A 13,214-nucleotide genomic window follows, 5' to 3' on the forward strand; every position below is an offset into this window, starting at 1 on the left:
GGAAGTTTTATGAAAAGAATAATTTTAGCGTCCACGCTAAGCGCCCTAAGTTTTGGTGCGATGTCAGCGACGCTACCGACTGACTTAAACTGGCAAACGAACTGGGATGAGCCTCAATATGGCTCTCCTGAAGCAAAGCGTGGTGGGACTTACCGCACTTTCATGTCGAGCTTTCCTCAGACTCTACGCAGTGTTGGTCCTGATGCAAACTCTGGTTTACGTTCTTTCATCTTGGATGAAACGCCAGGGTTGGTGGTTCGCCACCCAGATACGCTTGAATTCATCCCTGAGCTAGCCAATGAGTGGGCATTAGCGGGTGACAATAAAACGGTTTATTTCAAACTGAACCCACAAGCTAAATGGTCGGATGGCAAGCCAGTCACGGCAGACGATTTTGTTTTTATGCTTAAGTTTTACCGCTCGAAAGACATTTTAGAGCCTTGGTACAACGACTATTACAACAAAACGGTTGCTGATGTTATCAAATTTGACGATCACACCTTCGCCGTGAAGGCCGCGAAAGAGCTCAATCCAGAAGAGTTGTTGTTGAGAATGGGGGCGCTACGTCCTCGTCCTGCTCATTTCTATGCGAATCCGAAGAAAGACGAGAACGGTGACGGCATTCATGATGATTTTGTGCGCTACTACAACTTTAAAAGTGAACCAACCACCAGCGCTTATTATTTAGCCGACGTCAAAAAAGGTAAAAGCGTTACCTTTAAGCACGTAGGTGAGGACTGGTGGGGTTATACCAATAAGTACTACGAGAATCGCTATAACGTCGACAAAATTCGTATCACGGTTATCCGCGATAGTGATATTGCGATGAAGCACTTCGAAAAAGGTAAGTTGGACGCATTTGGATTGGTTTTGCCAAGTCTATGGCATGACAAATCCAATACTGCCCCTTATCAAAAGGGTTATATTGAGAAGTTCTGGGGTTACAACCAATATCCAGTTGGTGCTGGTGGCGTTTGGATAAACACGGCCATGCCTCTACTTGATGACTTAAACATTCGCAAAGGGATCACTTACGCGACAGATTTCGACGGCATGATCGAGAATGTTATGCGTGGAGACTACAGTCGTAAACCCAACCCAACGGGCTTTGGGCATGGTAAGTACACGTTACCAGATGTGAAAGCGCCAAAGTTTGAACCAGAAAAAGCGGCGGCAGCGTTTGAAGCTGCGGGCTTCGATAAGATTGGTTCCGATGGTATTCGCGTGAATGATAAAGGTCAGCGTTTGAGCTTTGAATTGACGTACTCATCTCCAGTTCATACACCGCGTATTGCTTTCTTGCGTGAACAGGCAAAATTGGCAGGGTTGGACATTGAGCTGAAGCTGATTGATGGTTCATCGATGTTTAAGTATGTGCGTGAGAAAAAACACGAACTTGCTTTCTTCGATATGGGGACTTCGGAAATCCCAACTTATTGGGAATACTTCCATTCCGTGAACGCGAACAAACCACAAACGAACTCATTCACTAACTACAGCACGCCAGAGCTAGATGAAAAGATCATTGCGTATCGCTTTAACATGGACATGGATAAGAAGATCCAACTAGGTCATGAGATTCAGCGAGACATTATTGATGCTCACGTGATTGTCACTGGCTACATGGTGCCTTACGTTCGTTATGGACACTGGCGTTGGTTGAAATTGCCAGAGAAACCAATGAATCGAATGACAGAAGCATTGTTCAGTGGCGGAATTATCGGTGATGGCACGTATTGGATCGACAAAGACGTGAAGAAAGAAACCCAGAAAGCGATGAAGTCGGGTAAAACCTTTGAACCGGTTGTTGTCGTTGATGACACGTATAAGCTGTAAGGATGTGTTATGGAAAACGATGTAATTTTGAGTGTAAAAGACCTCGAAGTGGAATTCATCACGGATGATGGCCCGGTAAAAGTACTCCATGGCGTGAACTTTGATGTTCGTTCAGGACGAACGCTCGGTCTCGTTGGTGAGTCTGGCAGTGGTAAGAGCGTGACCTCAATGTCCATCATGGGACTGTTGCCAAAGCCTTACGGCAATATTGTCAATGGTGAAGTTAACTACCGAGGTACCAATCTGGTGTCGCTACCAGCGGAAGAAATGTACGCCATGCGCGGCGACCGCATTTCGATCATTTTCCAAGACCCAATGACGGCATTGAATCCAGTGCATACCATTGGCCGCCAACTGTGCGAAGTGTTGGAATTACACCGTCCTGAGCTAGGTAAAAAAGAGCGCGAATCCTACGCGGTAGAAATGCTGGCTAAAGTGAAAATTCCAATGCCAGAAAAGCGCCTCAACGAATACCCGCACAACCTATCTGGTGGTATGCGTCAGCGCGTGATGATCGCAATGGCACTCGCATGTAAACCAGATATTTTGATTTGTGATGAGCCAACGACGGCACTGGATGTAACGGTACAGGCGTCTATCCTTGAACTAATGAATGAACTTCAAGAAGAAACGGGCATGGCAATGATCTTCATTACCCATGATTTAGGCGTAGTTGCTGAAGTGTGTGATGACGTTGCGGTAATGTATGGTGGTCGTATTGTCGAAAAAGCGGAGATTTTTGAGCTGTTTGACAATCCGCAGCACCCTTACACGGAACGTTTGATGGGCTTAATGCCAAGTTTGGACAACGAACCTAAGCAGATGATTGATATCAAACCAATCGATGCCAGCATGTTTGCTAGCTAACTGGTGCAAAGTGAACAAGTCATAAAAGAGGATGTTATGGCCAAAGAAGTATTAAGAATTGAAAATCTTAAGCAGCACTTTGTATCTGGTAAAGGACTGTTTAAGAAGGGCTACACGATCAAAGCTGTAGACGGCGTTTCCTTGTCGGTTTCAGAAGGAGAAACATTGGGACTCGTTGGTGAATCCGGCTGTGGTAAAAGTACCTTAGGACGTACGATTCTAAAATTGTATGAGCCAACAGAAGGTAAGATTTTCTTTGAAGGCAAAGACATTACAAAGCTCTCTGTCAAAGAGATGCGCTCGTTGCGTAAAGACATGCAGATTGTCTTTCAGGACCCAATGGAGTCACTTAACCAGCGTCACACCATTGGTATGATTTTGGAAGAGCCGTATATCATCCATAAAATAGGCACTCCTGCAGAGCGTAAACAATGGGTGAAAGAGCTGTTGGTGAAAGTTGGCTTGCCTGAAACGGCTGTGAACCGTTATCCGCACGAATTCTCTGGTGGCCAGCGTCAGCGTATTGGTATTGCTCGTGCGATAGCACTGAAGCCAAAGCTGTTGATTTGTGATGAATCAGTATCTGCACTGGATGTATCGGTTCAGGCGCAAATTCTCAACTTGCTGCTACAACTTCAACAAGAAATGAACCTTGCCATCATCTTCATCTCTCACGATTTGTCGGTGGTTAAGCATGTCTCCGATAAAGTTGCGGTGATGTACTTTGGTAAAGTGGTGGAAGCGGGGAATGCGAAAGAAATTTACGCGAACCCACAAAACGATTACACCAAGAAACTGCTCTCCGCGATTCCGATTACCCATCCTAAATATCGCAAGAAAAAGCGTGTGGCAGAAAAAAAGCAGCAAGTGGCGTAAGCCGTGCCACCATCGCATTCAAGAAAACACGCTCCGTTAAATAAACGGGGCGTTTTTCTTATGTATCCTTTTTTATCTTGCATGCTAAACTCAAAGCTTATCTCTTTGGTTTTGCTTGGATAATTGGCTATGCCATCAAATTTACCTAAATCGTTCAGTCGCCCATTTTTAAAGATGTTCCACATCTTAGAAGCGGTTCTGTTGGTCGCTATTACCTTGGCAACTATTTATGCCATGGCTCAAGAGTTCATTCATGTTTTTGTTGAGAAGCGAGTGCTGTTGACGGACATCTTATTGATGTTCATCTATCTTGAAGTTTTAGCGATGGTGCAGCAGTTTGTAATGAACGGTAAGATCCCCGTTCGCTATCCTATTTATATCGCGATGATGGCCATTGCTCGCTACATCACCTTAGGTATGAAAGAGTTGGATGCCACTTTGGTGGTTTGGCTTTCTATTGCGGCGTTTATCTTGGCGGCAGCGACCTTGGTGATTCGCGTTGGACACCACTATTGGCCGTATGTTGACAACCGAACCTTGGAAAAAGACGAATAAAATAAAGCCCCGCATTAAGCGGGGCTTTCAATATGTAATCTAAATGTTTTTAGATTATTCGATGTTTTGGATCTGAATGTTGATTTATTTGTAAAAATTCACTTATATCAACATTTATTGTGTCTAAGTCGTTATTTTATATTTTTTAACCACCACATTACCCACCGACTGGTTCTTTATAGACATAACTTTTGAGTGAGTCGTTTTTACTTTGTTTGTTTTTATACATATCTTTGTCTGCTCTCTCTATTAGTTGCTTTGCATCTAAATGTTCAGGCTCTCTTGCCTTATGGTACACGTAAGATCCAACTGAAACAGAAAGGTAGAAATGCTGTCCATCAATACGTATCGGCTCCTGAAGCTTAGTTCTTTTTTGTAAGCAGTTACACCAACTCGTGGTTTTTTGGTGGTCGTAGTTTGGGAGGATGGCAATGAATTCATCTCCTCCAAACCTAGCTATCGTCTGCTTTGGTAGTTGCATTTTTTTCAAGATATTACCTAGTCTTTCAATCATTCTATCTCCGACAACGTGACCAGCAGAGTCGTTAATTTTCTTCAACTGATCTAAATCGATAAATACCAGTGAGAAAGTTCCAATATCATTATCTTGAATTAGAGACTCTATGTGTGTAATGCCTTGATCACGAGAAGATAAGCCAGTCAAAAAATCAACACTTAAACGCTTCTCTAAGAGTAAAACTCTATTTGTAAGTTTTTGATTTTCAATCTCTAAGTCTGAAATTTTTTTTAGTATGTTTTTAAGTCCAACATTATTAGGGAGGGACATGTTTTGTTCATCAATAAGAGAAATGCTACGGGCATGAGTGTTGCCTTTACTTTTTGACATATCGTTACCTTCAATATCTTGATTGATCTTAGGTTACTTTGTTATGCGGCAAGTTATGTCGTAGTAGGTGGTTAAATGAATCTATTGCTGGAAACATTTTGGCTGCGACATTATGTGTCGCATTCAATCGTAGACAGTGGCATTAGTAGTGGAGTTTTATTGTGGATTTTATTAATTTGTATTTCACTTATATATGTAAGTTATCTAAGTGTAAGCAAAATTAATAATCTTTATTGGTAGCCTATTGGTTATCAAAAATAACTTTTATAGTGGATCATTAAGAGTATTCAGTTATGAGTGCAATGAGCTCAGAAGCATGGCTTTTAAAGGTTATCTGTTTTAGTCGTATTGATAGATTGTTTAACTACAAAATAAACAACGTTGAATTAACAGTTGGTAAGGAGTCATTATGGGATTTTTCGATTCATTGGTTAGTGCAGGAAAATCGGCAGTTAAGGCAGTGAATGACGCTGCTTTAACTCAAACCTTAGAACAATGGGAAAAGGTAAATCGAGCACCAAGTGAGCGCGTCAGAGATTACTATGATAGAAATAATCAGCAAGACAAAAATTCGCCTTTAAAAAGGGCTCTTGCTATTGCTGCATTACAAGACGGTAATCTATTTTCAAAAGATCAAGCAGCAAAAAAAGCCCTGCTTAATCTTAGAGAAAAAATAGCTTTTGAAAATGACCAGAAAGCACAAAGCTTGATTAGAGCTATAGATAATTTAGAGCGATAATATTATTACTTTTCGCTACCCTCTCATGAGCACAAGGTTATGGGAGGGATAACGACATCAACTTAGCCCCCTCCTTCGATGTTTCGATCTCATTCTCCTCTAACGTGCTGACTTTGTAGCTGACAGTCACTAACTTACCTCTGAGATCAGTATACCGAAGTAAAATTCGTTATTTTTTGAACTTTTTCTGGTTGATATTTGTGCGACACAACTTGTCGCTGGAATCAAATATAATTTGTGTGCATTAAGTCACATGATGGATTAGTTTCACATGTATAGTATCGATGTTCTCATTTATGGAACGAATGTCACGATAGATTTAAACAACGGAATAACTTGGCTTTGTCGAAAAGAAAAAGTACACAAGACTCATTAGTTCTTGTGCTTGAAATACTTAAACGAATCCCTAAGCACAGAAAGATAACGGCTCTAGAAATACGAGAGCAATTAGAAGTAATAGGCATTTCGAGAGATATAAGAACAATACAACGCAATCTAGAGATGTTGAGTGAACACTTTCCCATAGATAGGGATACTCGCTCTAAGCCTTATGGGTACAGTTTTGATAGAAATAGTCACGCACTAGGAGTGAGCTCACTTAATGCTCATGAATCTTTACTCTTGGCTTTAGCAGAGAAGCACCTAAAGTTACTGCTACCAAAAGATGTAATGCAGTCACTAATACCTCACTTTACGGAGGCTAGGTATAACCTCGAGTTTGACCCTAAAAACCATAAAGATCGTGTTTGGAAAGATAAAATCAAAGTAGTGCGAGAGTCTCAACCTCTTCTAGCGCCAAAAATTGATAACAAAGTTTTGGAAAATATAAGTAAGGCATTGTATGAAGATCGTTTATTGACCGTAACCTATCACAATGCCAATAAGCAAGTTAGAACATCTACAGTTATGCCGCTCGGCCTTGCACAACAAGGAGTTCGACTTTATCTAGTGTGCCGGTTTGACGGTTTCAACAATGAAAGAAGCTTAGCCGTTCATCGTATAAATGATGCGATAGTTTCGTCATTTAATTTCAAGAGACCGGAGAGCTTTTCGTTGGCTAAATACGATTCTGACGGAAGATTTGGTTTTGGCGAGGGAGAGTTGTGTCGAGTTCAGTTTGATATAGATAAACAGGCAGGATACCACCTTGTTGAGACACCGTTATCGGAAGACCAAGTCATAGAAGAGTTGGGAAGTACCTATAGAGTATCAGCCACAGTCATTGATTCATTCTTACTTGATAAGTGGCTTAAGAGCTTTGGAACAGACGTCTGTAACATCTATAAAAAGAAAGGAAATAGCAATGTTTATTCAGCACCTTAATGATGAACAACAAGCCGCATTATATTACTTCTCTAAGGAGTTAATTGCAGCTGATGGATACGTTGATGAACGAGAAACTCTACTTTTGGAGGGAATCACTGCTCAATGTAACAACAGTGTCAATTTAGGTAAAGCGTTTGATATTAAAAAGCTTTCTGCGATCTTTTCAGAAAAGGCGCAGAAAATGGCGTTTCTAATTGAATTAGTTGGTGTTGCTTACGCGGATCAGGTAATTGAAGAAAGTGAAGACAATTTCATAAAAAGTGTAGCGGAAAGCCTGAATGTGGACTTGTCAATCATAGAAGAGTTAAAGGATTGGGTTCAGCGCCAGATGGCTCTTGTGCTCGAAGCAGAAAAATTTTTGGAGAAATAAGCATGCCATTACCATTTATTTTAGCAGGTGCTGCTGTTGCAGCAGCAAGTTATGGAGCTAAAAAAGGCTACGATGGGTATCAAGATAAGTCTGAAGCAAACGATATTATTGAGTCTGCAAAGAGAAAGTACGATGAAGAGAGAACTGTTTTTGACGAACAGAATGAACAGACAAATAAAAGTTTAACCAGCCTCGGTGAGTTTCAACTACAAGTTGGTAACGATTTTAAAGAGTTCAGAACTATTGCAGAAAAGCTTTTAGTTAAATTGAACCAATCCAACTCTAAAGACCTAGAAATTGACTTCCCTCAGCATAAGCTTGATGAGATAGATGGTCTCGCGTTATCTACAACAGCTTACATGAGTAAGGTCGCTGGAGCTGGTGCTGCTGGTGCTGCCGCTGCATATGCTGTATACGGTGGCGTTATGGCTATGGCTGCCGCTTCAACAGGAACACCGATTGCCGCTCTATCTGGCGCTGCTGCATACAACGCAACTATGGCCGCTATTGGTGGAGGTTCCCTTGCTGCTGGTGGCTTCGGTATGGCTGGAGGTGCGATGGTTCTTGGTGGTGTTGTTGCAGCTCCTATTATGGCGATTGCTGGGTGGGCTTTTGCCTCTCATGCGGAAGAAGCATTGAGCGATGCAAGAAAAACTCGATCTGAAGTTAACGAAGCTGTAGGTAAGATGGTGCAGGGGCGCAAACAATTGGCCAAAACTAAGCTATATGTCGATAGGATTTACGCAGAAATAGATCGTCTGTATTCAATATTTAAAGAGTACTTTGATAGCCTAAAAGCTTTTGAACAATTGATCTCGAACAAAACGGATATTTCCAAATTTGAAGATGAAGTAATTCTTCTAATTAAAAATGGCTACCAAATTGCAGCAATCCTCACTGATATCATTACAACACCGCTGTTTAAACCTAAAAAAGATGCACAGGGTAATGTGGTGTTAAATGATGAAAACATCGTTGAAATCGAAACCGATAGCGATGGAATGCAAGTGATCAATGAGTCTGGAATAAAAGCTACGCTTGCAAAGTCGAGTAATACTCACAAGTAAGTACTGTTCTCGAAGAGATATAAAGGGAGGTTCTCTCCCTTTTCAATGGAGCTGTATGGTATGTCAGAAACAAATTCACAACACTTCGCACTAGTCGATGAACTAAATAAGACGGTTACTAAAAGTTTAGTAACGACGTTCGGTTTGGACTTTTTACTTTTTGAAGACAAAAAAGGTGGCGATGTTGCAACCGTTCACAATGTTCGCCAGCACCAAAAAGGTGATGCTGAAATCTATGTCTCAAAGAGTGTTCAAGCGGAGTATGCGAATAAAGGGGATTACAAACCAGTTAAACATCATGCTGACGGAAGTATCGTAACTGATAGAAAGAACAAACCCAAAAGAGAAGATCGCTACCACTCTCATCAGAATTATAAGGCGAAGGGAAAGGAAGACAAAAAGCTGCAACATGATGGTAATTTGCCAGACGAATATCGTAACCAGCTTATGTCTCAGGATGAAAAACGCCAACTAGACCACATCATTTCATCGCATGAAGTCCATAATGATGCGGGAAGAGTGCTTGCAGGACTAGACGGCGTAGAACTTGCCAATCAGAACTCAAACTTTCAATCGACACATTATTACATCAACAACCTCAAGTCAGATCATTCTATGGATGATTTCTTAGGAACCGTTGTACCAAGGGCAATTGAGAACAAGCGTAACAATATTGAAAGAGATAAACTGCGTTTGGCTTCTATGCCCTCGGAAACTAAACAGCAAAAGCATGAAAAACGTAAACTAGCAGATAAAATCACCAAGCAAAGTGAACAGGTTGCTGTTCTTGAGAGTCTTGATGAAGATAAAATGCGTGAGGCGGATAAGAGAGCAAGACTGCAGTACGATAAGCAGATCAATTTCACTTACTATACCAGCAGTAAGTTTTTTAAGAGTACTGCGATGGCGTCTAGTAAAGCTGGTTTCGCTATGGGGGTTCGACAGGCTTTGGGGCTTGTTTTTGCCGAAGTTTGGTTTGAAATAAAAGATGTAATCCCTCAGCTATTTAAAGATAAAGAAGAAAATTTCACACTTGATAAGTTCTTAAATAAGCTAAAGGTTACCGCACTAAAAATTTGGGATAGGGTCAAAACTCGATTCAAAGATATTCTGGAAGAGTTTAAAAACGGGGCTTTAGCGGGTGCCTTGTCTAGCTTAAGTTCGACCATAATGAACATCTTTTTCACCACCCAAAAGTTGATTGGAAAACTCCTCCGTGAAACTTGGTCAAGTTTAGTTTCGGCTGCTAAAGTCTTGTTCTTTAATCCGCAGAGACTTAGCCCTGGCGCTTTGGTGCGAGAAGTTACACGTATTTTATCTACTGGTGTTGCGGTTGCAATGGGAGTGATACTTAACCAGCAATTAGCCTCGCTGATGACATTTCCTCTCGGTATTGAACTAGCCTCGTTTGTTAGTGCGGTGGCTACGGGCATAATGACTATTGGTATCACATACTTTTTAGATCACAGTAAATTAATGCGAAAAGTATGGGATTACCTAGATCAGTTTAAGTCAGCAGAAAAGAGAACCTTGGAATACTTCCAGACGGTAAATGCTGAACTTGATCGATACTTGATTGAGCTTTCCAAAGTTGAGTTTAATCTTTCACCTGATGAACTGGCTGGACTTGTCGACAACTTAGAATTTGTTAGTTGTGAATACGAAAGAAGTATGATGTTGTCGAAAGAAGTAAGTCGAAGAGAGATAGAGTTACCTTTTGAAGACAACAACCTTGATAGTACTCGAGCTTGGTTGATGAGTTTATGAACCAAGTTACCTTAAATCCTTTCCCTTGCTATTCATGCGGTAAATGTTGTGCGAATGTTGACTTATCCGCAGAGACCAAGAGCTTGGACCGAGGTGACGGCATTTGCCGTCATCTCAATGTGGAAGATAAACAATGTCGTATCTATGACACGAGACCGGATATTTGTCGAGTGGAACTACAGTATAGAAGGCATTATGCTTCTACTTATACTTGGCAGGCGTTTATTGATATAAATTTATCAATATGTGAGAGCTTGCCTGATAAGTTGGCATAAACATAAGGTGTTCTACAAAACAGCATATCTATGGCAAGTTTCACTTACTTAAGCTTAAGCTGCTCATACTTCTCATCGATAAGTTTCTTGATTACATCGCTGATATTGGAGTCATCCTGCTCCACTAACCATGTTAGCCGTGTTTTAGTTCGGTCTGTCATAGAAACACTGAATAGCCACCGACTTGATAGACACCTTTTAGTTAGACAAAATGACTAACAGAGAGGTGCTTATGAGCAGCAAAAGATATCCAGAAGAATTTAAAATTGAAGCGGTAAAACAGGTCACGGAAAAAGGTCATAGTGTGGCTGATGTTGCCAACCGCTTAGGGACGACTACCCATAGTCTTTATGCTTGGGTGAAGCGCTACGGTCCCGACTCCTCCCAACACCAAGCTCAATCTGATGAAAGTGCCGAAATTCGTAGGCTTCGGAAAGAACTGCAAAGAGTTACCGAAGAGCGGGATATACTAAAAAAAGCCGCGGTGTACTTCGCAAGCCAGTCCGACTGAGGTACGCCTTTATCAAAGCCAACCAGTCAGTTTGGCCTGTTCGACGGATGTGTAAAATCCTTGGGGTTCATCCAAGTGGTTTTTATGCCTGGCTAAAATACCCTGACAGCAAACAAGAGAAACGGCGTAAGTATCTTCTCGGACTTATTAAACAGTTTTGGCTGGAATCAGGTGGGGTTTATGGCTATCGGAAGATATACAGTGACCTACGAGATGAAGGGGAATTCTGTGGAATCAACCAAGTACATCGCTTGATGAAACGAGAAGGCTTACAGTCACAACGCGGGTATCGTAAACCCAGAGCTAAAGCGGGTACTGAACATGTCATTTCGGCTAACAAATTAGCCAGAGAGTTCAATCCAACGGCTCCAAACCAATCGTGGGTGACCGATATTACTTATATAAAAACACATGAAGGTTGGTTGTATCTTGCCGTTGTTGTCGATCTTTTTTCTAGAAGAGTGATTGGTTGGTCGATGAAAAGTCGAATAACTAAAGAGTTGGTTTTGGATGCGCTTTTAATTGCTATATGGCGCCGTTCTCCAAGCCAAAAGGAGCTCGTACATTCAGATCAAGGCAGTCAGTATACGAGTCACGACTGGAACAAGTTCTTAAAGCAACATGGACTGGAAGCCAGTATGAGCCGTCGAGGTAATTGTCACGATAATGCTGTGGCAGAAAGTTTTTTCCAGTTACTGAAAAGAGAACGAGTTAAACGAAAAATCTACTCTACACGGGAAGATGCTCGCATGGATATCTTTGAATATATTGAGATGTTCTACAACGTAAAACGCAGGCACGGTTCCAATAATCAATTGTCGCTTGTAGAGTATGAGAAGCAATATGAGAGAAGACTAACTAGTGTCTACTGACTCGGTGGTTATTCAAATACCTTCTACCCACTTTAGCTTATGATTCAAACATCTCTCGGCCACATGGCCGGGAGTACTTTGTTTTGCAGGCAATGTAACTCAGGTACGGCCTAGGTCATGTACGGTGAAGTGAGGTATATCATCCATTAGATTGGGTGGCTGCTTCTTTTTACCAGCTTCATGTCCAAATAGCTTGGTAATGGTTCGGTTAAGCGTATCTGGGCCCATGTAGGGGCGTTTACTGGCTCGTCTACTGGGAAACACATATTCAGAGCCAAAGCCTCTTATCTTCAACTCCTCAAACCATTTCAATACTTGTGGTGCCAATGGAATGGTAAAGCCTACATTGGTTTTACTATTCCATTGGTAAGTGCCACAAGCCTTCTTCTAGATCAAATTATTCCCATTTCGCTTCACATAATTCGGATTTACGACCCCCTAAACAAACTAAGAGCGTGCAGGCTAGATAGTTGTCGCGGCTAAAGTTGGTGCTGTTTTCTCTAGCAACACGAAAAAATGCTGTTAACTCTGCCTCACTTAATGATCGGTCTTTGTTTTGCTCAATGCCGCCAGCGTCTCTCACAGTGAAAGCAGAAGCCGGATTACCCTGAAGAAGATCTAGCTTAATTCCATGGTTAAAAAGCTGCTTACAGTGACCTAGGCGTCATTGACGATGGTTGGGCGGCCAGAGTCATTAATCGCAGTGATCGCGGTGCGAATATCACGGGCTGTAATTTTATCGAGTGGGATGTCACCGATGTGGGGCGCGATGTCTTTGGTATAGACACGTTTGGGGATATTCGGGTGTTTAAGGCGCTTAACTAAGGTTGGGTACCAATCTTCGAATAGGTCGTTAACGGTTTTGATACTTTCTTGTTCTGCGCGTTTACGTTGTAAAAGGGGGGCAAAGCCTTCACGGACCAGCTTCATTTTAGTAGCAGCTTCTAGACGGGCGTTAGCCAAGGAGAGATCTCTGACCTTACCAAGTGTCATCTCACGGCGTTTCTTATTGGAGGAAAAACGTAACATCCAGCTTGCGGTACCCGATGCTGGAACCACAAGGTATAAGCCCTCTCCATCGGCATGACGTTGTGTTTTACCATCACCAGATTTAATGAGTGCTTCTACTTTCTTAACCGTCAACTTAGCCATAACCCACCTTTAGTAGTGTATGATCTCGGTGAATATCATTTACCCACCACGTTAACCACCAGTTGGTGGTGGTTAATAGCGTATTAAAGAATATTGTGGTGGAAAGTTATCTTGTCTAAGTTGCTGTATTTTCGTTGTTTAAACTCGTAAAAAT

13 protein-coding genes are annotated in these 13,214 nt (G+C 41.7%); 11 read left to right on the forward strand and 2 right to left on the reverse strand.

All coding sequences use genetic code 11. The features are described from left to right. Window positions 1-9: 9 nt before the first annotated feature. The 4 genes from DYB02_RS02085 (at window position 10) to DYB02_RS02100 (ending at window position 4,134) form a co-directional block, all read left to right on the forward strand. The gene (locus DYB02_RS02085) at window positions 10-1,836 is read left to right on the forward strand and encodes an extracellular solute-binding protein (RefSeq protein WP_005458972.1); all 1,827 of its coding nucleotides are present in this window, start codon (window positions 10-12) and stop codon (window positions 1,834-1,836) included. Window positions 1,837-1,845: 9 nt separating this feature from the next. Then, the gene (locus DYB02_RS02090; protein ID WP_021823357.1) at window positions 1,846-2,703 is read left to right on the forward strand and encodes an ABC transporter ATP-binding protein; all 858 of its coding nucleotides are present in this window, start codon (window positions 1,846-1,848) and stop codon (window positions 2,701-2,703) included. Between the two features lie 36 nt (window positions 2,704-2,739). After that, window positions 2,740-3,579, forward strand: a complete 840-nt coding sequence (locus tag DYB02_RS02095) for an ABC transporter ATP-binding protein (protein WP_021822504.1) — start codon at window positions 2,740-2,742, stop codon at window positions 3,577-3,579. Between the two features lie 129 nt (window positions 3,580-3,708). Beyond that, on the forward strand, window positions 3,709-4,134 hold the full coding sequence (locus DYB02_RS02100; RefSeq protein WP_005458957.1) for a phosphate-starvation-inducible protein PsiE: 426 nt from the start codon (window positions 3,709-3,711) through the stop codon (window positions 4,132-4,134). Between the two features lie 157 nt (window positions 4,135-4,291). On the opposite strand, the gene DYB02_RS02105 is transcribed toward DYB02_RS02100, so the two are convergent. Then, window positions 4,292-4,981: a GGDEF domain-containing protein gene (locus tag DYB02_RS02105; protein ID WP_029804665.1), complete on the reverse strand. Its 690-nt coding sequence runs from the start codon at window positions 4,979-4,981 to the stop codon at window positions 4,292-4,294. Between the two features lie 409 nt (window positions 4,982-5,390). On the opposite strand from DYB02_RS02105, the gene DYB02_RS02110 reads away from it, so the two are divergent. The 7 genes from DYB02_RS02110 to DYB02_RS02140 all read left to right on the forward strand — a co-directional run bounded on the left by DYB02_RS02110 (window position 5,391) and on the right by DYB02_RS02140 (window position 11,908). Beyond that, window positions 5,391-5,720: a hypothetical protein gene (locus DYB02_RS02110; RefSeq protein ID WP_020904359.1), complete on the forward strand. Its 330-nt coding sequence runs from the start codon at window positions 5,391-5,393 to the stop codon at window positions 5,718-5,720. 336 nt (window positions 5,721-6,056) lie between these two features. Beyond that, on the forward strand, window positions 6,057-7,043 hold the full coding sequence (locus DYB02_RS02115) for a helix-turn-helix transcriptional regulator (RefSeq protein ID WP_077345712.1): 987 nt from the start codon (window positions 6,057-6,059) through the stop codon (window positions 7,041-7,043). Further along, entirely contained in the window at window positions 7,024-7,416 is a 393-nt protein-coding gene (locus DYB02_RS02120; RefSeq protein WP_021822252.1) for a tellurite resistance TerB family protein, read from the forward strand. The genes DYB02_RS02115 and DYB02_RS02120 overlap by 20 nt, the downstream gene beginning before the upstream one ends. 2 nt (window positions 7,417-7,418) lie before the next feature. Then, window positions 7,419-8,483, forward strand: coding sequence for a hypothetical protein (locus DYB02_RS02125; RefSeq protein ID WP_021823304.1), 1,065 nt, complete (start codon window positions 7,419-7,421; stop codon window positions 8,481-8,483). A 60-nt stretch (window positions 8,484-8,543) separates the two neighbouring features. Continuing rightward, window positions 8,544-10,250 carry a hypothetical protein gene (locus tag DYB02_RS02130; protein WP_029804667.1) on the forward strand — a complete coding sequence of 569 codons (1,707 nt, stop codon included), beginning with the start codon at window positions 8,544-8,546 and terminating at the stop codon, window positions 10,248-10,250. Then, window positions 10,247-10,525, forward strand: coding sequence for a YkgJ family cysteine cluster protein (locus DYB02_RS26070; RefSeq protein ID WP_077345713.1), 279 nt, complete (start codon window positions 10,247-10,249; stop codon window positions 10,523-10,525). Before DYB02_RS02130 ends, DYB02_RS26070 begins: the two co-directional genes overlap by 4 nt. A 232-nt stretch (window positions 10,526-10,757) precedes the next feature. Further along, window positions 10,758-11,908, forward strand: a protein-coding gene (locus DYB02_RS02140; protein ID WP_104411411.1) for an IS3 family transposase whose coding sequence is annotated in 2 segments (ribosomal slippage) — window positions 10,758-10,995 and window positions 10,995-11,908 — 1,152 coding nt in all. Because the reading frame shifts where the segments join, the coding sequence is not laid out codon by codon here. A gap of 657 nt (window positions 11,909-12,565) precedes the next feature. Here the strand turns inward: DYB02_RS02140 and DYB02_RS25860 are convergent. Continuing rightward, entirely contained in the window at window positions 12,566-13,060 is a 495-nt protein-coding gene (locus tag DYB02_RS25860) for an integrase arm-type DNA-binding domain-containing protein (protein WP_021451737.1), read from the reverse strand. Window positions 13,061-13,214: the final 154 nt, after the last annotated feature.

The sequence above is a fragment of the Vibrio parahaemolyticus genome, assembly GCF_900460535.1.
GTDB lineage: Bacteria > Pseudomonadota > Gammaproteobacteria > Enterobacterales > Vibrionaceae > Vibrio > Vibrio parahaemolyticus.